We start from the raw sequence: 23,871 nt of genomic DNA, 5'->3' as shown, positions 1-23,871 counted from the left end.
TGGTTCTAGCGTATCTTCAAAATCGATAATGTGCTTTTTGTCACGCAATGGACGCTAGGGCAGATTGCGTGCGGTTTTCTCGCCAGAGCAATTGTCTGCAACTGCCAGCACAATCTTTCCCAGATGCTTCTTTTGCTCAAAAACCTCTTGCGCTTTGCCAATTTCAGCAAGCGGGAAGGTTTGCGCGACCAGAGGCTGTATGCTGCCTGATTCAATGTGAGCAACAAGGTTCCCGAAGACTTCGGGTTCCAACACGGTGCAGCCGAAGAAGCTCAGGTCTTTCAAGTAGAGTGTACGGACATCCAGTTCCACGATAGGGCCAGCCATCGCTCCGGCGACTGCATAGCGCCCTTTGGGCTTGAGAATGGCGAGAAGATCTGGCCATTGCGGACCGGCGACCAGATCAACCACCACATCAATGCTGTTGGGGCCAAGGCTCTCAACCAGATCATCACTGCGATCCAGCACACGGCTTGCTCCGAGCTCCTGAAGCATCTGAGCCTTTGAGGCCGAGGAGATGGCGATGACGTTTGCGCCGCGTGCGCGTGCCAGCTGGAGGGCCGCTGAGCCAACGCCTCCTGAGGCCCCTGTCACCAGAACGGTCTCTCCGGCTTTCAGGTTGGCGCGGGTCAGCATGTTCTCCGCGGTTGAGTAGGAACAGGGGAAGGATGCCAGCTCCAGATCGCTCAGTTGGCTTTGGATCGGGTAGACGTGGCGGTGATCGATTGAAACAAATTCAGCAAAGCCGCCATCGCATTCTGAGCCCATGAACCACGGTGACACCAATTTTTTGCCATTGGCATATTGCAGGCATGGCTCTACCAGCACGCGCTTGCCCAGAAGGGCCTGATCGACCTTAGCGCCTGCCGCGACGACCTGTCCGCACACGTCTATGCCCTGAATGCGGGGGAACTGGAGCGGCTGGCCAGACCATGTGGAATCCTCTGCCTGATTGTCGTGGCGTGAGTACCATGCTTTTCGTGTGTTGATGTCTGTGTTGTTGACGGCTGCCGCCAGAACTTCAATCAGCACCTCCTCAGGGCCGATGGCAGGCAAGGGCAGGTCGGTGCGCAGCTCCAACATGTCCGGTCCACCGTGCCCGGTGAGCGTTACTGCAGTCATTGTGGTGGGGAGGTTGCTCATCATGTTGCTTTCTGAGTGAGTGATTGAATTGCGGACTTGGCCCAAGTGAAGACCGTGGATCCGTGCAGGGGATAGGTTGAGACAACGCCTTCGTGGATCATGAAGAGCTCTCCGGCGTTGTTCTCAAGGCTGAGAAGGGCTGCCAGCTGGTCCTTGGTTTGTTGCTTGTGGCGTGTGACGCATTCTCTGACGAGTGCGCTGTCCGGATAGGCCGCAAGGGCCGCCTGATCCATGCAGCCGTGCGGTGCGTTGTTTGCCATCCAATGTTCGATGGTGCTGAGAATGCCTTCCAGAGGATCATCAGGGGACTGGGTTGCTGCCTCACTCAGGAAGGACAAGTAACGCTGATTGCGGACTTCCAGCGCGCCGATGATCATATGTTCTTTGGAGGGGAAGTATTTGTAGAGCGTGCGCAGGCTTACATTGGCGCCGCGCTTGAGCTCTGCAACGCCGGGGGCGGTGAAGCCACGTGCTGCGAAGACGCCTTCCAGGCCTGTACAGATGGAGTGTTCAAGATCAGTCATGATTAGTTGGTAGAGCGATCATTCTACCGAGTCAAATTGAAAAATTGAGAGCGCGGTTGTGCGATCACCGATATGTTTGTGCAATGCGTTAGCTATGGAGGCTGCTATGACTGGCAAAAGCCAAAGCTTCCTGCTATTTGAGCGCTATGACGTTACATCTGGTGAAACTCTGTGTTGGCGTGGAAAGCGTTGACCAGCTGCGGAATTACATTGAACAGCGACAGATTCTGGCGCTGTCACACGGTTTGAGTGACGAGCAGATCCATACCACCCGTATGGTGCCGACTCGCATTGACGAGCTGCTGGATGGTGGTTCGCTGTACTGGGTGATCAAAGGCAATGTTCAGGTTCGCCAGAAACTGATTGATATCCGCGTGCACAAGGATGATTCCGGCAAGAAGCGCTGTGACCTTGTGATGGAGCCTTTCCTCCACCAGACACAGCTTCAGCCGCGCCGTGCCTTTCAAGGCTGGCGGTATCTGAAAGTGTCAGATGCACCGCCGGATGTGAGCGGGCCAATGCTGGATGGGGATCAACTTGCCGAAATGCCAGAGGGTATGCGCCGCGAGTTGCAGGAGCTTTGCCTGATTTAAGCGGTCTCTTTTTTGCGGATTGCATCTGTAAAGGCTGGATGAGATAAACGCAGCATGTGACTGTCTGTTCGGGAGAACCATGCTGTGACCGAGCTTATCGCATCGATTGCCGGGCCGTATCTTTTCGTGACAGGCCTTGGCTTCTTTATTTCCAGCAGTTTTTACCAGCGGATGATTGCTGCCCAATCAGATGCGAATCCGATTCTGCTCAATCTGTCTGGTGCTGTGCATTTTGTGGTTGGTATGGTTGTGCTTGCCAATCATTTCAAAGTGTCCAGCATGGCCGGCGCTCTCGTAACACTGGTTGGGGCAGCTGCTGTGTTGAAGGGGGCAAGTCTTATTGTCATTCCGGATTACATGACAAAGTCGCAGCAAATGGGGAAGAGGGGCGTGCTTGCCACGGGCACCGCTTTTACCGCAGCGGGTGCTTATCTGAGCTATGTCGGGTATTTTTAGGATGCTTTGTGTGGGCAAGCCGCTCTCAGAGTTAATGTGAGATTTGGAATAGCTTGGGACACGGCAGGGTTCCGGGCAAATGCATTCATTCGCCCGGAGAGTCGTTTTAAACTTCGATATTGTCGATCAGGCGGGTATCACCGACTTTGGCGGCGACCAGAATGCGGGCGCCTTTGGCGTCGATGGGGGTGCCCAGATGTTTGCCGTGGCGCAGCTCAAAGTAGTCTGTCGCAAATCCTGAGAGCTTGAGGACAACAAGCGCTTTCTTGCGCACTTCAATCCAGTTTTCACCGTTATGGAGTGCATTGCGCGCAGTCTGCAGCGTTTCAGAAATTGTTCTGGCTGTCGTGCGTTCCTTATCATCCAGATACTCATTGCGGGAAGACATGGCGAGGCCATCCTCTTCCCGCACGGTTGGAGCGCCGATGACTTTGGTTGGCAGGTGCAGGTCTCTGGCCAGTTGCTTGATGACGCGCAGCTGCTGGTAATCTTTTTCGCCGAACACAGCGACATCTGGCAGAACGGCCAGCAACAGTTTTGCCACCACTGTGGCAACGCCGTTGAAGAAGTGCGGTCTGTGATCTGTTTCCAGACCAAGGGCCGGACCTTCGATCTGAATAGATGTGGCAAAGCCGTTCGGGTACATTTCCCTTGTATTTGGAGCAAAGACGCCAAACACGTCGTAGCCCGCCAGCTTTTGCAGGTCGGTCTCTTCCGTTCTTGGGTAGCTCTCGAAATCTTCGCCCGGCGCGAACTGTTTTGGATTCACAAAGATTGAAACAATCACGATGTCCGCATGTTCCCGGGCCTTTTCGACCAGAGACAGGTGGCCTGCGTGCAGTGCCCCCATGGTTGGAACCAGAGCGATTGTTTTGCCTTCTCGTCTCAGAGGTAATAGTGCAGCCCGCAGGTCGTCTACACCACGGTATACGTCTGGGAGATTTCTCATAGGCGTCTCCATGTGGGACCTCATCCCTTAATTTCTTGGCTTTGCAGCGTTTTTATCTGTTGTTGGTAATGGGTTTGCCCAGAAACTGTTGAACCCAATTGCAAGCAGAAACTGATATAACTGATTTTAGCAGATTTTGTGATTATTCTCATTGCACCAATAGTGGGTATTGGTCTTTAGCGAGCGAAATAACCAATCTGTCCCAATAATTGTTAAGTTGTTGGAATAAAATGCCTTCGTAATCTTTAGTGACGTGAACACAGGTACGCCCATGTCAGACAAGCTCTCCAAAAGATCCGGATCTTTAAACAGTCCTGTAGACAGCAAGAGTGATCTTTCCAGCTTTCTGGAGGCTGCCAAAGACGCGGTTGCAGCGCCTGCCGGGGATGAGCGGGGCCGTTTGATCTTTGCACTGGATGCCACAATGAGTCGGCAGCCCACGTGGGATCAGGCTTGTCACCTGCAGGAAGAGATGTTCATCGAAGCGGGCCGGGTTGGGTCGCTTGATGTGCAGCTGGTGTTCTTTCGCGGATATGGCGAGTGTAAATCCTCGCGCTGGGTCAGCAATTCCAAAGAACTGGGCGGAATGATGCGCAAGATTCGCGTGCAGGCCGGGCGCACACAGATTCGCAAGGTGCTGGATCACGCCTTGGCCGAGACGCGGAAAAAGCGGGTGCAGGCGGTTGTCTATATTGGTGACTGTATGGAGGAAAATCCTGATCTGGTCTGCGATAAGGCAGGGGAACTCGGATTGTTGGGCGTGCCGGTTTTTGTGTTTCAGGAAGGCAAGGACATCCTGGCAGAGCGGGCGTATCGCGAGATCGCTCGTTTGAGCAATGGCGTCTATCTGAATTTTGATGAGGGATCTGCTGCGAGCTTGCGCGGATTGCTGGCTGCGATTGCAACATTTTCTGCAGGTGGCAGACAGGCCCTTGAGCGCCTTGAGCAATCGGGGCATAAAGGTGCTCAATTCTTGATTGAACACCTAAGCTAGAGCACGCCGCGTTTATTTACATTCACGCATCACGCTCGAGCTCTCTAATTTTGTGCGTATTCTGATCCGGAAACCGGAGCCACTTTTGGGGAATGCGCCTAATACATGTCAGGTACTAAATGGGCTATTTGGTCACGGGAGGATTGGTGCTTGCCATCCTCTATTTCTTCGCAAAGTGGCTGACGCAGTCAAATCCGGCAAAACTTAAAGAAGTTTTGAAAATGCTGATTGGCGGACTGCTGCTGGCATTCTGCGCTTTTCTTGCCGTCACCGGCAGATACGTTATTGCGCTGCCACTTGCGGCCTTTGCGCTGTCCCTTTTGGGTTGGGGGTCTGCGCAGAGTTTCAAGTTTCCCGGTGGATTCCCTTTCGGAGGACTGGGTGGTGCCTCCAAGAGTGCCGGTCAGACTTCTAACATCTCCTCCAAATTTCTCCATATGGAGCTGGATCATGATAGCAAGAAGCTGGAGGGCAATGTGCTTGCCGGTTCCTTTGCTGGCCGCGCGCTGAGTTCTTTGCAGGTTGCAGAGCTCAAACAGCTTTGGCGCGACGTGCAGCCGGATGGCGACAGCGTTGCCCTACTCGAAGCTTACCTCGATAGCAGGCTCTCCAACTGGCGTGTAGACTTCCACGCGGATTCCACAGCGGGGCAGAGAGACACGTCTAGCTCGAGCGCTCTGACTGAGAAGGAGGCCTACGAGGTTCTTGGACTTGCGCCGGGAGCCTCCGTGGAAGACATCCGTGCTGCTCACCGCAGACTGATTAAACGATTGCACCCCGATAGTGGGGGTTCTGCTTTCCTGGCTTCCAAACTCAACGAGGCGAAGGATCGGCTTCTCAACAGACATTAGACTCACCGTGACTGATACGAGTTACTGATAGACGGCATAGCAGGAGTACTTGGCCTTCTTGAGTTTGGCACAAGCATCCCAGGCTGCTGTTTTGGTTTCAAACCCGATGAACCGCGCGCGGTACAGGGTTTGTTTCTTAGATTTGACCGGCTCTGTGTAAATGCGTTTGTTACGTAGGGTGGCCCCTGTCGCAGCGCGCGCATTTTCCAGGATCTTGATTGCTTTATCCTGGCTGTCGGTCGCAGAAATCTGAATGTGCCAGCCGGAGGTGTCGATGTCCTCTGGCTTCAAGCTTGCAATCTTCTGCTGAATTGGAGCGGAAGATGGTGCAGCTGTTTTCGCTGGCTGCTGCAGTTTTGCCGAGGCAGAAACAGCGGGGGCAGCCAGTGAATTGGCAACAAGGTCCTTACGCGGTGCCGGAGCAGGGGCTGTGGCCTGATGTTCCAGCATTTTTGCGATTGGATCAGATGGTTTTGAATTCGGTTTTGTGCCGGTCGCGTTGGCATAAGCCAGCAGTGTCGACTGCTTTGCAGCTGGTGTGCCTGCTTTGGCAACTGGAACAGCCGGAGCAACTTTTGGGAACTGATAGCGTTTTGTGGTTCCTGCGTAGAGCATTGGCGTGGTGCGACGACCACGGGATGCTTTTGGCAGGTACTGGCTGATCAGCTTGACCATCTGTGCATCACGGCTTTTGCCTGTACGGCCACCCAGAACCACAGCAACAATCTGGCGATTGTCACGTTTAACGTTGGTCACAAGGTTGAAGCCGGAGGCGTTGGTGTAACCGGTTTTGATTCCATCAACACCACGGACACGGCCGAGCAACTTGTTGTGGTTGCCCATGCGGCGGCCAGCATATGTGTAAGAGCGGGTGTTGAAGTACTTATAATACTTCGGGAACCGATCCTGAATCGCGCGGCCCAACAGAGCAAGGTCTGCTGCGGTGGTCACCTGCTTGGAATTTGGCAAGCCATGCGGGTTTCTGAATGTGGTGTTGCGCATGCCAATTGCACGGGCGGTCTGCGTCATGCGGCGCGCAAAGGCTGTTTCAGAACCGGAGATATGCTCTGCAATCACAGTCGACGCATCGTTTGCGGACTTGGTGACGAGTGCATAGATGGCATCCTTAACGCGCAAAGAGCTGCCAACCTTCAAGCCAAGCTTTGTCGGTGGGCGACCTGCTGCGTAGCGGGAGACCTTCATTTTGGTGTTTAGTGTCGCGCGGCCAGCTTCCAGTTCCTCAAAGAGCACATAAAGTGTCATGATCTTTGTGGTGGACGCAGGGTAGCGTCGTGCATTGGCGTTGTTGGCGTACAAAACCTTTCCGGTTTTTGCATCAACGACAATACCAGCATATTTGGAATTTGCCTGGGCACCAGACGGAGCTGTAGCGATTGCTAAGGATACGGCAAGAATGCCGACAGCTTGTCCCAATGCCTTTTTTAGGCGCCCAAATGGCCCAAAATTACGCAGACCCATGTTCTTTTCGCCCCGTGAGCAATAATGGCGGTTTACGCGCTCTGTACTAAATAAATTCTCTCATTGCTAGCGGAGGTGTGTTCAGAAAGCCTCAGCCGCTAAAAATGCGGCGCAGGTGACACCCCCCGTTCGCGTCATACCCAGAATGATGCGATTACGGTTACAATTCTGTAAATACGATAAGGCAGATTGCAAAAATATTGTTTTTATCCGTTTTTTGTTTGTGGCTACGCCCCTGTCTTTTCATGATATTGCAGCGCAAAATAAAAGTTGACAAAATTTGTGCAGCGCATAATATCGTTGCGTAAGTTTAGAAATGTGGCGTTTGCTCCCCAAGAGACAAAAACCTAATCATCGAAATACCGGCGCCGCCCAATTGATGAGGTAATTTTCATGGTCACAGGATTTGAGAATATGCAGAAGCTTGGAAAAGATAACATGGACGTCGCTATGCAAAGCTTCGGCGCGTTTTCCAAGGGCATGCAGGCGATCTCTGCTGAGGTTGCGGACTACTCTAAGAAGTCTATGGAAGAGAGCAGCGCAGCAATGGAGAAAGTTGTTGGCGCGAAGTCTCTTGATAAGGCTATGGAAGCTCAGGCAGATTTTGCCAAAGTGAGCTACGAAAGCATGGTCGGTCAGGCAACTAAAATCGGCGAAATGTACGCTGAGATCGCTAAGGACGCTTACAAGCCCTATGAGGGTATGCTGTCTAAAGCTGCCAAGTAATCTACTGGCATAATTGAGATTGAAAGCCCGAGGTGCGTTAGCGCTTCGGGCTTTTTGGTTTTGCGTGTTTTAAATAGATTGCCCTGGTTGTTTCCATTTTCAGACAACCTATCTCTCTTCTTCAAGGCCCTCTCAAAACATTGTGATTCAGTATCCTGAATTCTGACGGGCGTGTTTGGGTCCGCAGAATGGCCCGAATATGCTCATCTTACGTTGGGAGCAGGGTTTAACCCTTCGGATAGTCTGAGTGTTTTCTCTTCTTATTGGTTTGCATTTTCCAGTTTGCTTGGGGAATAATCAGTACTAACAATGAAGGAGAAGGCTTCGCGTGTCCTGAATGTCTGCAATTGATTGATCTGGCAGGTACATTCGGGAGGCTGCTGATGCCACCGGGTGCGGGGCGTTGGCGCCAGCAAGTCTGTAAACCAGAGCGAAAAGACAGCGCAGATGCTGTAGCGAGAGTGTGAATGAGAGACCAGCGACAGGCAATGAGTGTTCTCAGGGGAGATAATCTTATGCTTACGGTGTATAATGAAACAGAAAATGAAACGCTGTTTGATTTTTCTGGAGTTGTTGGTGTGCCCTATGAAAATGCATATCCCTTGAATTCGCAGGGGGTACGTTTAAATACTATAAAGTCCTCTGCGTTATACATGGAGGGACAAAGAGAACAAATGAGCAGCGATTTCGACCTGGATAATGACGATGATGGCGGGACGATAACCGTTACCAAACCTAAGCCAAAAACAAAAAGGCCCAGTTTGTATCGCGTGTTGTTGCTCAATGATGATTTTACGCCGATGGAGTTCGTGATCCACGTTGTGGAGCGGTTCTTTCATAAGGATCGTGAAGATGCGACGCAGATTATGCTCCATGTCCATCATCATGGCGTAGGGGAGTGTGGAGTCTTCACCTATGAAGTGGCCGAGACAAAGGTCACACAAGTTATGGATTTCGCCCGAAAACACCAACATCCATTGCAATGTGTAATGGAGAAAAAGTAATAGGGGGCGCCTGTGCCGTCATTTTCTCGCAGTCTGGAGAAAGCTCTCCATCAAGCTTTGGCGTTTGCTAATGAACGCCATCAGGAATATGCGACCCTGGAGCATCTGCTGCTTTCATTGATTGATGATCAGGATGCTGCTGCGGTGATGCGTGCATGCAATGTGGACCTCGATCAACTGCGAAAAAGCATTGTCGAATATATTGATACTGAACTAGAGAACCTCGTTGTTGACGGGGATGATGATTCAAAACCAACCGCCGGTTTCCAGCGTGTCATTCAACGTGCTGTCATTCATGTTCAATCATCCGGGCGTGAAGAAGTGACTGGTGCCAACGTTCTTGTCGCCATTTTTGCTGAGCGTGAAAGCCATGCTGCTTACTTCCTGCAAGAGCAGGAAATGACACGGTACGACGCTGTCAATTATATCTCCCATGGTATTGCAAAACGGGCTGGCTTGTCTGAACCACGTCGGGTACGTGGTGCTGAAGAAGAATCCGATAGTGGCGCTGATCCTAATGTGAGCATGCCGCAACCTCCATCTGGTGGTTCTTCTGACCAAACAAAGCGGAAAACAGAAGCTCTTGAGGCTTATTGTCAGAATCTCAATGACAAAGCGTTTTCCGGTAAAATTGATCCGCTTATCGGGCGTGAGAAGGAAATTTCGCGCACTATTCAGATCCTGTGTCGCCGTGCCAAGAACAATCCACTTTATGTGGGTGATCCGGGCGTTGGTAAAACAGCAATCGCTGAAGGGCTTGCGCGCCGCATCATTGTTGGTGATGTGCCTGAGGTACTGAAAAACGCGACGATTTTTGCGCTGGATATGGGGTCTCTGCTTGCAGGTACTCGATATCGCGGTGATTTTGAGGAACGTCTGAAGCAGGTCGTCAAGGAAATCGAAGATTATCCGGGTGCGATCATGTTTATTGACGAGATCCACACCGTGATTGGTGCGGGTGCGACGTCAGGTGGTGCGATGGATGCATCTAATCTGCTGAAGCCTGCGCTGGCATCCGGTACGATCCGTTGTATCGGTTCCACCACATATAAAGAGTATCGCCAGTTCTTTGAAAAGGACCGTGCGCTGGTGCGTCGCTTCCAGAAAGTGGATGTGAACGAGCCAACCATTCCAGATGCGATCGAAATCCTGAAAGGGCTGAAGCCTTACTTTGAGGACTTCCATAACATCAAGTACACCAATGATGCGATCAAGGCAGCAGTTGAGTTGTCCTCTCGCTACCTTGCTGACCGGAAGCTTCCGGATAAAGCGATTGATGTGATTGATGAGTCTGGTGCGTCGCAAATGTTGCTGCCAGAGGGCAAACGTCGCAAGACAATCGGCCTGAAGGAAATTGAAGCAACCATCGCGACCATGGCGCGGATTCCTCCGAAGTCTGTTTCCAAGGACGATGCAGCGGTTCTGTCCAACCTTAAGGACAGTCTGAAGCGCGTTGTTTATGGGCAGGATCCGGCGATTGAAGCGTTGTCTGCTTCCATCAAACTGGCCCGTGCCGGTCTGCGTGAACCGGATAAGCCAATTGGCTCTTATCTGTTCTCCGGTCCGACTGGTGTTGGTAAGACGGAAGTTGCGCGCCAGCTGGCATCGACACTGGGTGTTGAGCTGACCCGATTTGATATGTCCGAGTACATGGAGCGCCATACGGTTTCCCGCCTGATTGGTGCACCTCCAGGCTACGTGGGCTTCGATCAAGGTGGCTTGCTGACGGACGCTGTTGATCAGCATCCGCATTGTGTGCTGCTTCTGGATGAAATCGAGAAGGCTCATCCTGATCTGTTCAACATTTTGTTGCAGGTTATGGATCACGGTAAGCTGACAGACCACAATGGTAAGTCTGTCGATTTCCGCAATGTGATCCTGATCATGACCACCAACGCTGGTGCGGCTGATCTGGCGAAAGCTCCTATGGGCTTCAATCGCATTGACCGTGATGGCGATGATATGGATGCGATCAACAAGATGTTCACTCCGGAGTTCCGGAACCGTCTTGATGCGATCATTCCGTTCGCAAATCTGGATAGTGACGTTATTCATCGTGTGGTTGAGAAGTTCGTTATGCAGCTGGAAGCTCAGCTTGCTGAGCGTAACGTGACCTTTGAACTGACACCTGAAGCTGTGGCCTGGCTTTCTGAGAAGGGCTACGACCGTCTGATGGGCGCGCGTCCGCTGGGCCGTGTCATTCAGGAGCACATCAAGAAGCCGCTGGCTGATGAGGTTCTGTTCGGCAAGCTTCAGAAGGGCGGGACTGTGAAGGTCTCCGTTTCTGAGGATCTTGAAGGTCTGCTTCTTGAAAGCGTTGAGGAACGTCCGACACCTAAGGCGAAGGCTGCCAAGAAAAAGCCGGTTGCCAAAGGCAAGGGCAAGTCCGTTGTTCCAAAAACGGGTCGGGGTGCTGATGCCACCAAGCGTGGTGATGTTCCCGGTATTCCGATTGCGGATTAAAGCATTGATAGTTGAGAAAAAGCCGGAGCATCTGCTCCGGCTTTTTTGTATGGTGGAGCTACGTAGTCTTGTGTAGGCTTCTTTATGCAGCTTCAATAGATTGCGTTTCTTCTTCCCCACAGGCTCTTTTATCTCGCGAGCCTCCGAGTTCTTAAATGACCAGTTCAGACATGGATATTGACGAAGGAGAGGATCCTTCGGAATTTGAGGGAGGTGCTTATTGGTTCCGCCAAGGAGCTAAAGGTGCGTTTTGCCTCCCGACACTTATTTTGATGATGGCCTTTGTGGGGTTTACCTCGCTGGCCCGCGAAGTTGGGCTCACGCTCACTGAAGTGCTCTTGATGAGTCTGTTCATGTGGGCGTTGCCGAGCATTGTTGTTTTGACGGGTGCAATGAGTGCTGGAGCCGGATTGATCCCCGCTGCGATTGCGGTTGCTCTTTCCGCTGTGCGTTTGATGCCGATGACGGTGGCGCTGATGCCCGTTCTGCGGGATGAGAAGCGCACCAAGACGTGGCATATGCTGATTGTGTCACATTTCGTGGCCGTGACGGCGTGGGTGTTTGCCATGCGCAATCTGCCAAGCATGCCAAGGGCGGCGCGCCTTCCGTTCTTTGCCGGGTTCGGGTCCACAGTGCATTTTGTGGTGCTGTGTTCGACCGCGTTGTCTTACATAGTGCTTCCAGCGGTAGAAGGGCCGATTGCAGCTGGTCTGGTTTTGCTGACGCCGATCTACTTCATGTTTTCCATGTATCAGGCTTCTCGCACGAGTGGTGATAAGGCTGCGCTCATTTTGGGTCTCATTCTCGGGCCTGTCTTCTATCACTTCTTTCCGGGTGCTGATTTGCTGCTGACCGGGTTTGTGGGCGGCACAGTTGCCTTTGCGGGCTGGTTGTTTGCAACGCGGAGGGCTGAGCTGTGAGTGAAGTTTATGGCAGCTGTTGGTGGCCTTATGTGATGATCCTTGTTGCTGGCTTTCTGGCAACAGAGTGCTGGCGCTGGATAGGTGTGTTCGCCTCCGGCAAGCTGCGCGAGGACAGTCTTCTGTTCGCGTGGGTGCGGGCTGTTGCGACGGCGTTGATTGCTGGCATCATCGCGCGGTTGGTTTTGTTTCCGGAAGGTGTGCTGGGCGATGTGCCGGTGTGGCTGCGTCTTGCTGCGGTGGCTGGCGGTGTTGTTGGATACAAGCTCCTCAACGACCGGCTGATGGCCGGGATTATCACAGCTGAGTTTGTGCTGATTGGTGGTTGGGCCTTTTTGATTTAGCGGATCTTGCTAAGCTTGATCGCACGCATTGCTGATCGTTGTTTCCCGCTCTAACGTAAGTTAGCGACTCGGGAGCTGACGATGACTTATATTGCCTTGAATGAGCAGACACTCTGTGATGAGCATATTTGCTGTGCAATCTCGGACAAAAAATGTGCGCAGGGCTATCAGTTGAAGAAGGACTGGCTGAGCCAGCAATTCTCCTCGGACTATCAGTTCATACGGTTGGATGAGCGTGCAAAGGTGTTCATTGAGTTTGGTCCAGCGGAAGCTGGCTGGGCGCCTTTGGTTGCTCCCGGACATCTGCTCATCAACTGCTTCTGGGTTTCTGGCAAATACAAAGGGCAGGGTCATGGCAAGGCGTTGTTGGCCAGGGTTGTGGAAGCGGCGCGTCAGACTGGTTCAACGGGTCTTGTGACGATTGCTGGCGCTAAGAAGATGCCTTTCCTCTCAGATGGCAAATGGTTCAAGCGGCAAGGTTTTGAAGTCTGCGACACCTCTCCAGATGGTATTGAGCTGTTGCGGCTTGGTGTTGATGGACAGGCTGGTTCAGCGACCTTCTCTGAGGCGGTTCAAAAAGGAGCTGGGCCAAAGGGGGAGGCGCTGGTTGCGTACTACTCCAATCGCTGTCCGTTCACGGATCATCATGTGATGCAGAATCTGAAAGAGACTGCTCAAAAGCGTGGGTTGCCGCTCAAGATCGTTCATCTTGATACACTGGAAAAAGCGCAGTCGGCGCCGACGGCTGCTACGATTTTCTCGCTGTACTGGAGCGGGAAGTTTGTGACGACAGACCTGAGTGTCTGCATGGATTCACGCTTCGATAAAATCATGCAAAAGGCATTGAATGAGAAAGTGTCTATCGAGCTGGTTTGATCATTTCAGGTGAACCGAAATTTTGGGTGCCTTGAAGATCTGATTCAAGTGTGCGGGCTAGTGCGTTGATTTCAGAATCAAAATTGCAGGCTGGTGTGGCGGTCGTTTCATGTGAATCGAATTTTCCTCGCGCAATCTGGTGTGAGTGCGCGAGGTTGTTTCATTTGAACTGATCAAGAGTGAGCTGCAACAGCTGCGCGGATTTTCTCTGCGTTTGCTTTGAGCTTGTCGCCGTCTTCCATCTCGCCTGTGTGCGGGCGCAGGGAAACACCTTCAGTGCGCGGAATGACGTGAAAATGGGTATGGAACACCATCTGTCCGCCAGCGCCTTCGTTGAACTGGTGGATGGTGATACCGTCCGCTGCAAATGCCTGCTTGAGGATACGAGCCATCTTCTGGGCCGTCTTTGCGACAGCGGCAAGGTCAGCTTCTTCAATGTCGAGGATGTTTCGGGAGCCGTTTTTAGGCAGAACCAGCACATGACCATCTGCGCGTGGCATGATGTCCATGATTACAATGGTATTTTCGTCCTCAAAGACCTTCTCGGAAGGCAGTTCGCCGCGTAAAATTTTGGCGAAGATGTTGTGTTCATCATATGCGGAGCTGGTCATTGTGGGGTCCTCAATGGTCTCAATAATGTTTGGCCCCATTCATATCGCGATTCACTGCGGAAATCCCAATAAGAAATATGTGTTGCGATCTGGTAGGTGTTGAGAACCTGAGTGGACTTAAGAAACTGATTCAAGTTTGGCGAGATTCGTGAGTCTCTTCAGAATCTTGTGGGGGTGTCTTAATGTAGGTTCTAGGAGCCCTGCTGGCGAAACGGTCCGTGTTCCGACAGGATTTTCTGTTCATGCAGAACGGCTTGACGCTCCTGATCCAAATAGTGTGCGACTGCATTCCTTAACGAAGGGTGTGCAATCCAGTGAGCGGAGTAGGTGAGGTTGGGCATGTAGCCACGGGCGAGTTTGTGGCTTCCCTGCGCGCCAGCCTCAACACGTTGCAGACCACGCGACAAAGCAAACTCAATGGCTTGATAATAGCAGATCTCGAAATGCAGGCAGGGGTGGTTCTCGATACAGCCCCAGTTGCGACCATACAGGGTGTTGCCGCCGATCATGTTGAGGGCGCCAGCAATATAGCGGCCATTGCGCTTTGCCATGATGAGCAAGGTGTGGTCAGCCAGTCTTTCGCTGAGGAGTGAGAAGAATTCCCGGTTGAGGTAAGGCGAACCCCATTTGCGATTGCCAGTGTCTACATAAAACTCATAGAACGCGTCCCAGTGGCTTTCCTGTAAATCCGGGCCGGTGATCCATTCCACCTCAATATCGTGGTCCAGCGCGGTCTTACGCTCCTTGCGGATGCTTTTGCGCTTGCGGGAGGATAAGACCTCCAGAAACTCGGTGAAGTCGCTGTAGCCGTTGTTCTCCCAATGGAACTGCTGGTCTGTTCGTAACAGAAAGCCTTCGTCGCCCAGTTCCTTCCACTCCTGCTCAGTGAGGAAAGTGAGATGAGCTGATGAGCCTTCGATGCGTGTTGCCAGCTCTTTCAGGCCTGTGGTGAGGATCTTGATCGTTTCTGGTCGGTTGGCCTGCGGTGAGATCAGCAGGCGGCGTCCCGGTACTGGTGTGAAGGGAATGGAGCATTGCAGTTTGGGATAATAGTTTCCGCCAGCACGCTGAAATGCTTCAGCCCATGGATAATCGAAAACGTATTCGCCCTGACTGTGGCTTTTTGCATAGGTTGGGATGGCAGCGATTGGTTTGCCATTTTCTTCCCACCAGATGTGTTGCGGGATCCAGCCTGCGTCCCATCCGACGCATCCGCTTTCTTCCAGTGCTTGTAAAAAAGCATGTGAAAGCATTGGGTTAAACTCGCAAACTTGAGAAGTTGATTCAGTTTGCAAGTTTGGTGCGGATTGGATCGTTTCAGGTGAATCGATCCAATCCTGTTGATCGTAAAGGATCGGCGGCGTGCCGGGATTTGCCAGTGCGTCCCAGTCGGTGCTGGGTATCTCATCCAATGATGAGAGAACTTTCAGAACGGGTGATGGTGGTACTGGCAAATCAATTGGTCCTAAAGTGGATCTTCGTTTGGGTTGAAGCCCTCGAAGACAATCTGGTCAGCGTGTTTGGCCGCGTTGAGGCGATCTTCTTTGGTTCTGACAGTCCATGTCATGGTTGGCAGGCCGTAGAACTCACGCAGGAAGCTTGGGCCATCAGCAGGCAAATCTTTTACGAAGAAGGAGACGAAGTGTGGGTCTGTTCCTGCCATGTGCACCATCCAGGAGATTTTCTCGATCTCGTGTTCTGTCAGGTGCAGATGATCGTTCTCGCTCAGCGTGGTCATGGAGATGCAGCCACGCGGGATTTGCGGTGCCACGTCCTTCATGGTCCGAAGCATCTTCGGGTCAAAGGATTTTATTGCTGCCGGACCTTTATAAACGCTGAGGATTTTGGCGATGGTTTTAATGAACTCATCCTGACCTTCTGCAAGGTTCAGGGTTTTGATTTCAATAACCAGCGGCACCTTGCCATCGACCAGGTCGAGCAGTTCTTGCAGGGTCCACATTGGATCAATGGAGCCGCGCATGGAGAGCTTGCGCAGGTCAGCCAAATCGAAGTCGATGACCTTGCCTTCGCCGTGTGTCAGGCGCTCAAGGTTCGGGTCGTGAAATACGATGACCTGACCGTCTTTGGTTTCCTGAAGGTCGACTTCAATGGCGAAGTTGTTTTCAACGGCAGCTTTGACAGCAGACGGGGTGTTTTCAAGAATGCCTGCTTCTTTGTTATGGAAGCCGCGGTGAGCGATTGGGCGGGCGGTGAGCCAGGAGAGATCTTGCATGGATTATTCGAACTTGCTTCTTCAATAAACGGGAGGTGTTTTGTGTGATCAGAACACAATTAGTCAGCAACTTCGAAAATTGCTTCGATCTCAACTGCTGCGTTGAACGGGAGTGAGCCAGCGCTGACAGCAGAGCGTGCGTGACGGCCAGCATCACCCATTGCGGCAACCATGAAGTCGGATGCGCCATTGATGACTTTTGGCTGGTCGCCGAAGTCGCCATTGGAGTTGACGAAGCCAACGATCTTGACGAGGCGGACGATTTGGGAGAGGTCACCGGTGGCAGCTTTTGCCTGTGCCAGCAGATTGATTGCGCAAAGACGTGCTGCTTCCACACCATCTTCGATGCTCAGGTCAGCGCCAACCTTGCCGGTTTTTGCGATCTTGCCGTCCTGCATTGGCAGCTGGCCGGAGATGAAAAGCTGATTTCCGGTTTTTACGAAAGGCACATAATTTGCAGCAGGAGCAGCAGCTTCCGGCAGTGTGACACCAAGCTTTGCGAGGTTTTGCTGGATTGTATCAGACATTCGTTTTCCCTCCGGTCGGAATGTTCTTTTGCAATAAGTGATGCAAATCCACGAAAACTCAAGAGTTTATCTCTTCACGAAGCCGTGGTCTGCAAGGTGAGGCGCAGACTCACATTAGAATCACTATGGTTGCAAGAGTGCAGGGGGCGTTGTCTACGTGGGAAACGTGTATCTAATTTGAAAGATTTACCCTAGCACCGATTTCCTTGGTGGAATGTTTGCGTTGGCGGTGGCGTTTATGCACTCTTTGAGGCTGGAAGAGAGGCATGCCCACGTGTCTTTTGTTCCGACATGATCGGAGGTTTTATGCTGAAACTACGCTTGAGACATGGTCTTCGCGGGATTGCAGGTTCTTCCCTCTCTATGAGTTTTCTGCTGTTTCCCTCGTTAGGCAGTGCTGCCGATCTTCAGCCTCACAAAGCCGTTTATAACATGCGATTGTCGAGCGCCCAAAATGGCGCGGACATTTCTGATGTGAACGGGCGCATGGTCTATGAGCTTTCCGGTTCTGCCTGTGATGGATTTACTGTGGACCTGCGTTTTGTGGTGATGAGTGTTGATGACGAGGGGCAGGAGACTATCACTGATCTGCGCAGCACCTACTTTGAAGCACCAGACAATTCTCAGCTTTCATTTGCCTACAAAACCTTCATCGATGATTTTTTGGCCGAGCAAGCACAAGGTACAGCGGAGCATCAAAGCTCCAAAGTGGACGTGGATTTGAGCGGGCCAGATGAGAAGACGCTGAGCTTTGATGGTTCCATCATGTTTCCGCTGCAGCATCTGCACAGCGTGATTGATGGTGCAGCTGGTGGGCAGCACTTTATGGTTTCCAAGCTGTATGATGGCAGTGTTACTGGTGAGCAGTTGTTTGAAGCCACCACTGTTGTTGGCCGCAAGCTGGCTGATTCTTTGGCGCAGCGTTCCGATCAGCTTTCCCTGCCGAATGCTCTGGGACATGCAGATGCCTGGCCGGTTTCTATCGCTTATTTCAACTTAAGTGATGGTGCGCGTGGTGAGCGGACGCCGGACTACCAGTTACGGACAGTGCTTCATGAAAACGGTGTCACAAGAAGCATGAATCTGAATTACGGTGTATTTGAGCTGGAAGGTGCTTTGGTTGAGTTGGATCTGAAGCCTATTGTGCATGTCAGTACATGTGGAAGCTCCGTGGCGCTGGAGGAAGAAGTGAGCGCACCGTTTGCAGGGGCGATCAAGAAAGAGCAGCTGCGGTAGCTCAGCGTTTGCTCGGTGCCTTTATGGAGCGGCCAAGTGAGACGACTGAGCTGTCTTTGAATTTTCCACGCAAGGCATCCATTGCCCGTTCTGCTTTGGCGCGTTTTTCTGCTTGTTCGTCCAGTAAGTCTTCCGGATCGGCCTGATCTGCCGGGCCTAAATCTCCAATCCCTACACCAATGAGGCGAAATCGCATTTTGCCGTCGGCCACATTGTGCAGCAGATCGTCTGCTGTGCGGAAAATCTTGTCGGCCAGTTGGGTGGGATCATGCAGCATGCGCGAACGGGTGATGGTTTTGAAGTCGGCTGTTTTGAGTTTCAGCGTGACGGACCTGCCAGATTTTTCTGCCTTCTTGGTGCGGTAGGAGACCTTTTCAGTCAGCGCCCAAAGGCTTTTTGAAAGCTGAGTGACGTCAGAGACATCCGTGTTGAATGTGGTTTCGCCACTGATGCTTTTTGCGCCTCTGTTTGAGGAGACGTGCCGGTCATCTTCCCCCTGACACAGTTTTGCAAGGCGCAAGCCCATGGCGCCGTATTTGCGCGCGAGGTCTGTCGGGTCTTTGAGCTGCAACTGGCCGATGGTTTTGATGCCGTCCCGTTCCAGCTTGCCCTGAAACACCTTGCCAACGCCCCAGATGACGCTGGTTGGCTGTTTGGCGAGGAATTCTTTCTTCTCTGCATCCCCAATGACCGAGAAGCCGCGGGGTTTGTCCAGGTCTGAGGCGATTTTGGCGAGGAATTTGTTGGGTGCGAGGCCAACGGAGACTGAGAGCCTGAGTTCTGTCTGGATCTTGTTCACGAACTGGACGAGTAGTTCTGCTGGTGTCGCGCCATGAAGTTTCTGCGTGCCGGAGAGGTCGAGGAAGGCTTCGTCAATGGACAGGGGTTCGACAAGCGGGGTGAGTTTTTCCATCTCTTCGCGAATTTGGCGGCCAACCTGAGAGTACAGTTCCATGCGCGGTTTGATAACGACTGCGTCCGGGCAGGCATCGAGTGCCTTGAACATGGGCATGGCAGAGCGCACACCGTAAATGCGGGCGATGTAACACGCTGCGGAGACAACGCCGCGCTGGCCACCGCCGACAATGACAGGACGATCTGCCAGCTCTGGGTTCTCGCGCTTTTCGACGGAGGCATAAAATGCATCGCAGTCGATATGCGCGATTTCGAGTGTATCCAGTTCTGCGTGGGCAAGGATGCGCGGGCTGCCGCATTTGGGGCAACGCGTCAGGTCTGCCCGAAACCTGTGTGTGCAGTCCCTGCAGAGTGCTTTGAGGGGAGTGGTGGCCTCAGGTGCCATGGAAGCCAGACCTTAGATTGCTTTTGGAGTTCAGGTGCAGGGTCTGTAGCATGACCTAGTCCTCAATCTCCCAGGAAATTCGTGCGCCGCCCACATAAAACACGGAATTGCGCATCTGGTCTTTGTCCCATTCCTCAATCGTCCAGTCTTTTGAGTTGACGGGATCAAAGTTCAGGAAAAACTTGTCTTGCAAAAACATGCCGACAATAGGGTGTTTGATAGTGGTGTAGGCGCCGCCGCCCGGTTCGTGGAGTTTGAACTCAAGACTCTCTTCGACCCTGATCTTCAGCTTGCTGATGGCCCCTTGTGGTGATGTCGCCGGACGCTGGCAGTCATGCGCAGCAAACTCCAGGAGCATGGAGCCGGGGGCACCGGATACACCGGAGGTGAACAGGGCACTTTGCAATATCGCCCCGTTTAAATGTCCAAAACGCTCCAGAAAATACTGAAGGGTCGTGCTTGAAAGTTGTTCCACGCTTGGATTCTCTGGTTTTGTGAAAGGTTCACTTACAGCTGTGAGCTTACCTTACCGCAGCGACCAGCAGATTTTCAATAAAATCGCCTGTTTCTTTCCAGCAATTGCTCTTCAGGGCAACGTTTGGCAGATCTCCGGCGGTTGCGAAGAAGCGTGAGTCAGCAATGAAATGTACGAGCTGTACGTGAGGTGTGCTTTTGCCGACGGAGATAATGTTGGTTGGGCTGTCGTCAATGAAAATAACCGGGTGATGGCCCCGTTTAGCGCATAAAGCCGCAACAGCTCCGCCTTTCGGGCCTTCGTTGGTGACGAGCGGATAGTCCATGCCAAGACGTGCGAGCAGGTTTTCACGGGCGGATTTGTTGTGGCTCCCGGGCAAGTTAGTCAGGATGACGATGTCACAGAGCTTCGACAGGCGCTCAAGCTGTTCAGCAGCATGTGGAACAGCTTCCTGCTTGCCGACCTCGCTTTCGAAGAAGTCATGAATGACAGCCATACAAGCATCATCTGTCAGGTTCTCGCCAGTCTGCGTGTAGACCATGTTTGCCTTGAGGCGGTAGGCGGTTTCCTTGAAGGCGACGCCATGATCTTTCATGAAACGCTCAAGGTGCGGGATGAATTGCAACAGAACTTCGTCCACGTCGCAGATGAGGAGCGGATGGGCGCGTTTTTCGATCTCTTTGATTTGCTGCAATGCGCTGGCGTTTGCGGTCTCAATGTTGGGCAAGGAAATCTACGCCTCCAGCAAGTTTAAGATGAGCTGCGGCAATCATGGTCGGGCGAACACCGACACTTTCTGTGTAGGCGAGCAGTAGTTGCTCGTCCTGCATCAGGAATTCAAGGACGCCTGCCAGGAAGCCCGGCTCGGCTGCCGCGTCGCGAATCTCTTGAGGCCCAATCCCGGCTAAAGACAGGAAGCGACCGAGCTGTTCGGGCTCGCTGCCAAGAAATGTAAGGGCACCAATTGCAATTTCCTGTGCAGTATCTTCGGTCAAACTGCCGGTTTTGCCTAAATTCATTGGTGTTTGCCTTTCTGAAACGAATCCGAATTAACTATGTAGCAGGAAATTTAGTGTGGGACTTGTCCCAATGCCAGTCGCAACGCGGCTGCATCACACCTTTATTTATGGCTAAACCATTTTTGGGGCGGCATTCTGTGCAGGACTGAACTGATGCAAAAGACCGTGCTGATTGTTGAAGACAACGAACTCAACATGAAGCTGTTTAACGATCTGCTTGAAGCTCATGGATACGCGACCTTGCAATCTCGCAATGGCATGGAAGCGCTTGAGCTTGCTCGTGCACATAAGCCGGATCTGATCCTGATGGATATCCAGCTGCCTGAAGTTTCAGGGCTTGAAGTGACCAAATGGATCAAAGAGGATGATGACTTAAAGATCATTCCTGTGATTGCGGTGACTGCTTTTGCCATGAAGGGGGATGAGGAGCGCATTCGCCAGGGCGGATGTGAGGCCTACATTTCCAAGCCAATCTCTGTTGGCAACTTCCTGGAGACAGTCTCAGGGTTCCTGAAGGACACATAATACAGCCGTGATTAGTTGTGATTGTGGTTAATTGGTAAATTGTGCTCAGCTAGAAGTTGTGGGTTTACCGATCCTCAGAAAGCAAAGCTTTAGTAACCTGTTTGATCTTACCAGTTTTCATTGAGTGAAAGACTCTCATCAAAAGTCGTAGGTCTTTGAAACTAGATGAAATCACCGAGTGAGTCTTGCAGGGACTGTTGGGTTTCTGTGCGTATGCCTCTTGATAATCGGCGGTTTCTTTCCTTTTGTTGTGTATAGGTGAAGAATCCCCTCCATTTTCAGGAGCGCAATTACCTTAAAGCTTTACTAAAGTCGTAAATGTTGCGATGGTGATATACGAAATCATCAGCTTCATGAAATTATTGACTGTAAAATTGCAGTATTGGCCTTTGGTTGATTGAATAGGTCCCGGCAATACTGCTTCATAGTTTCCCTACGGAGCGCTCAGGTCCGCCGCATCTCCTGGGTCCGTGGGGTTGGCCGGCGAGTAAGCGGGTTCTGAGTGGCCTCCTCGTGTCATCCGGTTCTCGCCGGCCACCACTTCTTTCCAATAGTAGAGGATTGACGCTCACAGGCATGGGCCTGTGCATCTGGTGCTGTTTGCGCTGGATTCTGCGCGTCTGTGCCAGAGTTAGTGCGTGGAGGGCTTGCAGGAGGCGTGAAGCTGGTGTGATCGGTCATTCGGGGCGGTTTTCTTATGTGTCAAAGTGATCGTGGTGGCCAATTCTCGTTGAATTTGAAGCGGAATTGACCGTATTGACCGGACTATACTCAGTCCAATTCCTCTTGTGTGAGGAAATGTTGTCCACCCCTGACAATTGAGTGGTTCGAGCGTGCAAGCGTGTTGGTTGAGGAGTGCTCAGTTAGCGATTCTTGTTTGCGCTTGAGTGCTGGAGGGGCTGTCGTGAGAACGCGCTCTTGAGAGCGCATACAAAAAAGGCGCTTGCAGACTGCAAACGCCTTTTTTGAAAATTCAGATGAAGCCAAGACTTACTTGATCTTGGTTTCCTTGAACTCAACGTGCTTCTTTACGACTGGGTCGTATTTACGCTTCACCATTTTTTCGGTCATGGTGCGGGAGTTCTTTTTAGTCACGTAGAAGTAGCCGGTGTCCGCAGTGGACTGCAGCTTGATCTTAATGGTGGTCGCCTTGGCCATCGCTAAGGATCCTGTCTGTTTTCGGCCTTTTTAAAGAAGTGGCCGGTTGTTTTGTTTGTCCCGGTGGCACCCTCACACCTTCGCTTCGGGTAGGGTGCGCTTCCGGGGAAACTTTGGGAATTCAGCGCGCACATTACTAATCACAGGGCTAAAGTCAAGATGCATTAGGGCGCTGAGCCGAGTCTTGTCCCCCTTATCAGGCATATAATTACATATGCGCCCAAGAAACCTGCAAATACCAGTGGTAGTCCGTCCGCACCCCACGCGGAAAGAGCAAGTCCGGTGCTGGCAGGGCCCACCAACTGGCCAATAGAATACATGAGAACGAAGGCCGCATTGGCGGAAGCCAGATTAGCCCCATCAAAGCGTGCACCAAGGTGTGTGAGGCCAACTGTGTAGAGCCCGGCCACGACACCGCCCCAGACAAAGAGAAGAGCGCAGATGCCATAAAAACTGCCGGAGAGCGGGATCATAAGCAGTGCGCCGATCACGCCAATAGCTCCGCAATAGACCAACAGATGACGGCGGTTCATGCGATCAGAGAGCATTCCCAGCGGGATCTGGAGTACCATGTTGCCGGCAGCCATTGCCGAGACAAGCAGGGTCGCAGTTTGCGCTGTCAGGCCAATCTTGAGGCCGAACAAAGGAAGCAATGATATGCCTGATTGTTCCACAGCTCCGAAGACAAATCCGGCGAATGTGGCAGCTGGAGCTATCCACAAAAATGCATAGAGCTTTGAGGTCGCTTCACTTTCGATTCTCGGTGCAGCGTTGAAACCGATCAACACAGGTAAGGCTGCAATAATGATGCCTGCGCTTGCCAGCAAGAATGGGAGTGCGCCTGTTGTGCCCGCAAATGCAAGTACCAGAGGCCCTGAGGCAAAGCCAAGGGCCAGCACAGTTGCGTAAACGCCCATGAGGAAGCCTCTGTGCTTTGAAGGTGCCAGTGCGTTGATCCAGAACTCGGAGAGGATGAAGGCAGAGGTTGTTGCACCGTGGAACAGCAGACGGAGTGGGAACCATGCCCAGAAGTTTTCAAACACAAAAAAGAAGGGCAGGGAGAAGCCTGCGACCAACAGGCTGATCAGGAGCGCCTGAGGTGTGCCCAGTTTGCGTGCAAGGTAAGGGCCGACCGGTGTCGCAACAATGGAGGCGACGCCGGAGAATGCGGTGTTGATGCCGATCCATGTGTCGCTGACACCGCGATACTCAAGCGTGAGTGCAAGCAGAGGCAGGCTTGCGGACAGAGAAAGGCCAACAGCTGTGATCGCCGCGATGGCTGCAATGATGCCGCGAACCTGTTTCGGTGAGAGGGAATTGGCTAAAGTGCCCGATGTCTGAAGCATTTACACAACTGCGTTTCAAGCTCGTTACGAGCAGGTGCTTTCGTCCATATTGCGCTCATATACATTCACGCGTCATGTTCTAAAGCCGTGTTTCATGCGTGTTCTTGTCCGAAAAACAG

Annotated in this window: 26 protein-coding genes; 12 read left to right on the top strand and 14 right to left on the bottom strand. The window is 52.3% G+C overall.

Annotated features, from left to right (window positions below):
- Positions 1-54: 54 nt before the first annotated feature.
- Together PsW74_RS10940 and PsW74_RS10935 are read right to left on the bottom strand one after the other, a co-directional pair.
- Positions 55-1,143, bottom strand: coding sequence for an alcohol dehydrogenase family protein (locus PsW74_RS10940; RefSeq protein ID WP_063289682.1), 1,089 nt, complete (start codon positions 1,141-1,143; stop codon positions 55-57).
- Positions 1,143-1,667 carry a TetR/AcrR family transcriptional regulator gene (locus PsW74_RS10935; protein ID WP_063289449.1) on the bottom strand — a complete coding sequence of 175 codons (525 nt, stop codon included), beginning with the start codon at positions 1,665-1,667 and terminating at the stop codon, positions 1,143-1,145. Before PsW74_RS10935 ends, PsW74_RS10940 begins: the two co-directional genes overlap by 1 nt.
- Before the next feature lie 146 nt (positions 1,668-1,813).
- Here PsW74_RS10935 and PsW74_RS10930 point away from each other — a divergent pair, with 146 nt between their 5' ends.
- Positions 1,814-2,260 (top strand): DUF1489 family protein, encoded by a 447-nt coding sequence (locus tag PsW74_RS10930; RefSeq protein WP_057463384.1) that lies wholly within the window; start codon positions 1,814-1,816, stop codon positions 2,258-2,260.
- A gap of 84 nt (positions 2,261-2,344) precedes the next feature.
- Positions 2,345-2,716: a hypothetical protein gene (locus PsW74_RS10925; protein WP_063289448.1), complete on the top strand. Its 372-nt coding sequence runs from the start codon at positions 2,345-2,347 to the stop codon at positions 2,714-2,716.
- A gap of 106 nt (positions 2,717-2,822) precedes the next feature.
- Here the strand turns inward: PsW74_RS10925 and panC are convergent, their stop codons facing one another.
- Positions 2,823-3,665 (bottom strand): pantoate--beta-alanine ligase, encoded by an 843-nt coding sequence (gene panC / locus PsW74_RS10920; protein WP_063289681.1) that lies wholly within the window; start codon positions 3,663-3,665, stop codon positions 2,823-2,825.
- A gap of 271 nt (positions 3,666-3,936) precedes the next feature.
- On the opposite strand from panC, the gene PsW74_RS10915 reads away from it, so the two are divergent.
- Positions 3,937-4,659 carry a hypothetical protein gene (locus PsW74_RS10915; protein ID WP_063289447.1) on the top strand — a complete coding sequence of 241 codons (723 nt, stop codon included), beginning with the start codon at positions 3,937-3,939 and terminating at the stop codon, positions 4,657-4,659.
- A 119-nt stretch (positions 4,660-4,778) separates the two neighbouring features.
- Positions 4,779-5,510 (top strand): DnaJ domain-containing protein, encoded by a 732-nt coding sequence (locus PsW74_RS10910; RefSeq protein ID WP_063289446.1) that lies wholly within the window; start codon positions 4,779-4,781, stop codon positions 5,508-5,510.
- A gap of 21 nt (positions 5,511-5,531) precedes the next feature.
- On the opposite strand, the gene PsW74_RS10905 is transcribed toward PsW74_RS10910, so the two are convergent.
- Positions 5,532-6,989 (bottom strand): D-alanyl-D-alanine carboxypeptidase, encoded by a 1,458-nt coding sequence (locus tag PsW74_RS10905; RefSeq protein WP_063289445.1) that lies wholly within the window; start codon positions 6,987-6,989, stop codon positions 5,532-5,534.
- A gap of 393 nt (positions 6,990-7,382) precedes the next feature.
- Here PsW74_RS10905 and PsW74_RS10900 point away from each other — a divergent pair, with 393 nt between their 5' ends.
- The 6 genes from PsW74_RS10900 (at position 7,383) to PsW74_RS10875 (ending at position 13,322) form a co-directional block, all read left to right on the top strand.
- Positions 7,383-7,715, top strand: coding sequence for a phasin family protein (locus tag PsW74_RS10900; protein ID WP_057463379.1), 333 nt, complete (start codon positions 7,383-7,385; stop codon positions 7,713-7,715).
- Positions 7,716-8,389: 674 nt separating this feature from the next.
- Entirely contained in the window at positions 8,390-8,719 is a 330-nt protein-coding gene (clpS, locus tag PsW74_RS10895; RefSeq protein ID WP_057463448.1) for an ATP-dependent Clp protease adapter ClpS, read from the top strand.
- 12 nt (positions 8,720-8,731) lie between these two features.
- On the top strand, positions 8,732-11,182 hold the full coding sequence (gene clpA, locus PsW74_RS10890) for an ATP-dependent Clp protease ATP-binding subunit ClpA (protein WP_063289444.1): 2,451 nt from the start codon (positions 8,732-8,734) through the stop codon (positions 11,180-11,182).
- Between the two features lie 155 nt (positions 11,183-11,337).
- Positions 11,338-12,102 (top strand): AzlC family ABC transporter permease, encoded by a 765-nt coding sequence (locus PsW74_RS10885; RefSeq protein WP_063289443.1) that lies wholly within the window; start codon positions 11,338-11,340, stop codon positions 12,100-12,102.
- Entirely contained in the window at positions 12,099-12,446 is a 348-nt protein-coding gene (locus PsW74_RS10880; protein WP_063289442.1) for an AzlD domain-containing protein, read from the top strand. Before PsW74_RS10885 ends, PsW74_RS10880 begins: the two co-directional genes overlap by 4 nt.
- An 81-nt stretch (positions 12,447-12,527) precedes the next feature.
- Positions 12,528-13,322, top strand: coding sequence for a GNAT family N-acetyltransferase (locus tag PsW74_RS10875; RefSeq protein ID WP_063289441.1), 795 nt, complete (start codon positions 12,528-12,530; stop codon positions 13,320-13,322).
- Between the two features lie 173 nt (positions 13,323-13,495).
- Here the strand turns inward: PsW74_RS10875 and PsW74_RS10870 are convergent, their stop codons facing one another.
- From PsW74_RS10870 to PsW74_RS10855, 4 genes are all read right to left on the bottom strand, one after another.
- Positions 13,496-13,933: an HIT family protein gene (locus tag PsW74_RS10870; RefSeq protein ID WP_063289440.1), complete on the bottom strand. Its 438-nt coding sequence runs from the start codon at positions 13,931-13,933 to the stop codon at positions 13,496-13,498.
- A 191-nt stretch (positions 13,934-14,124) separates the two neighbouring features.
- Positions 14,125-15,363 carry a GNAT family N-acetyltransferase gene (locus tag PsW74_RS10865; protein ID WP_063289680.1) on the bottom strand — a complete coding sequence of 413 codons (1,239 nt, stop codon included), beginning with the start codon at positions 15,361-15,363 and terminating at the stop codon, positions 14,125-14,127.
- Positions 15,364-15,398: 35 nt separating this feature from the next.
- Positions 15,399-16,166: a glycerophosphodiester phosphodiesterase family protein gene (locus PsW74_RS10860; protein ID WP_063289439.1), complete on the bottom strand. Its 768-nt coding sequence runs from the start codon at positions 16,164-16,166 to the stop codon at positions 15,399-15,401.
- A gap of 59 nt (positions 16,167-16,225) precedes the next feature.
- Positions 16,226-16,693 carry a RidA family protein gene (locus PsW74_RS10855; RefSeq protein WP_063289438.1) on the bottom strand — a complete coding sequence of 156 codons (468 nt, stop codon included), beginning with the start codon at positions 16,691-16,693 and terminating at the stop codon, positions 16,226-16,228.
- Positions 16,694-16,999: 306 nt separating this feature from the next.
- Here PsW74_RS10855 and PsW74_RS10850 point away from each other — a divergent pair, with 306 nt between their 5' ends.
- Positions 17,000-17,929 (top strand): DUF1849 family protein, encoded by a 930-nt coding sequence (locus tag PsW74_RS10850; RefSeq protein ID WP_193775975.1) that lies wholly within the window; start codon positions 17,000-17,002, stop codon positions 17,927-17,929.
- A gap of 1 nt (position 17,930) precedes the next feature.
- Here the strand turns inward: PsW74_RS10850 and PsW74_RS10845 are convergent, their stop codons facing one another.
- From PsW74_RS10845 to PsW74_RS10830, 4 genes are read right to left on the bottom strand one after another with little or no spacing between them, the layout of a single operon-like run.
- Positions 17,931-19,229, bottom strand: coding sequence for a DNA polymerase IV (locus PsW74_RS10845; RefSeq protein WP_063289437.1), 1,299 nt, complete (start codon positions 19,227-19,229; stop codon positions 17,931-17,933).
- 55 nt (positions 19,230-19,284) lie between these two features.
- Entirely contained in the window at positions 19,285-19,704 is a 420-nt protein-coding gene (locus PsW74_RS10840; protein ID WP_063289436.1) for a hypothetical protein, read from the bottom strand.
- A 46-nt stretch (positions 19,705-19,750) separates the two neighbouring features.
- Positions 19,751-20,431 (bottom strand): hypothetical protein, encoded by a 681-nt coding sequence (locus PsW74_RS10835; RefSeq protein WP_063289435.1) that lies wholly within the window; start codon positions 20,429-20,431, stop codon positions 19,751-19,753.
- Positions 20,418-20,723, bottom strand: a complete 306-nt coding sequence (locus PsW74_RS10830) for a DUF3572 domain-containing protein (RefSeq protein WP_057463369.1) — start codon at positions 20,721-20,723, stop codon at positions 20,418-20,420. The genes PsW74_RS10835 and PsW74_RS10830 overlap by 14 nt, the downstream gene beginning before the upstream one ends.
- A gap of 153 nt (positions 20,724-20,876) precedes the next feature.
- On the opposite strand from PsW74_RS10830, the gene PsW74_RS10825 reads away from it, so the two are divergent.
- Positions 20,877-21,248 (top strand): response regulator, encoded by a 372-nt coding sequence (locus tag PsW74_RS10825; protein WP_057463368.1) that lies wholly within the window; start codon positions 20,877-20,879, stop codon positions 21,246-21,248.
- A gap of 990 nt (positions 21,249-22,238) precedes the next feature.
- Here the strand turns inward: PsW74_RS10825 and rpmG are convergent.
- Positions 22,239-22,406 carry a 50S ribosomal protein L33 gene (gene rpmG, locus PsW74_RS10820; RefSeq protein WP_008552972.1) on the bottom strand — a complete coding sequence of 56 codons (168 nt, stop codon included), beginning with the start codon at positions 22,404-22,406 and terminating at the stop codon, positions 22,239-22,241.
- Positions 22,407-22,570: 164 nt separating this feature from the next.
- Positions 22,571-23,752 (bottom strand): MFS transporter, encoded by a 1,182-nt coding sequence (locus PsW74_RS10815; protein ID WP_063289434.1) that lies wholly within the window; start codon positions 23,750-23,752, stop codon positions 22,571-22,573.
- Positions 23,753-23,871 lie beyond the last annotated feature (119 nt).

This window comes from Pseudovibrio sp. W74 (assembly GCF_001623085.1).
In the GTDB taxonomy this organism is placed as follows: Bacteria; Pseudomonadota; Alphaproteobacteria; order Rhizobiales; family Stappiaceae; genus Pseudovibrio.
Note: the sequence above shows the minus strand (reverse complement) of the source record. Positions and strands in the feature narration are given on the sequence as shown.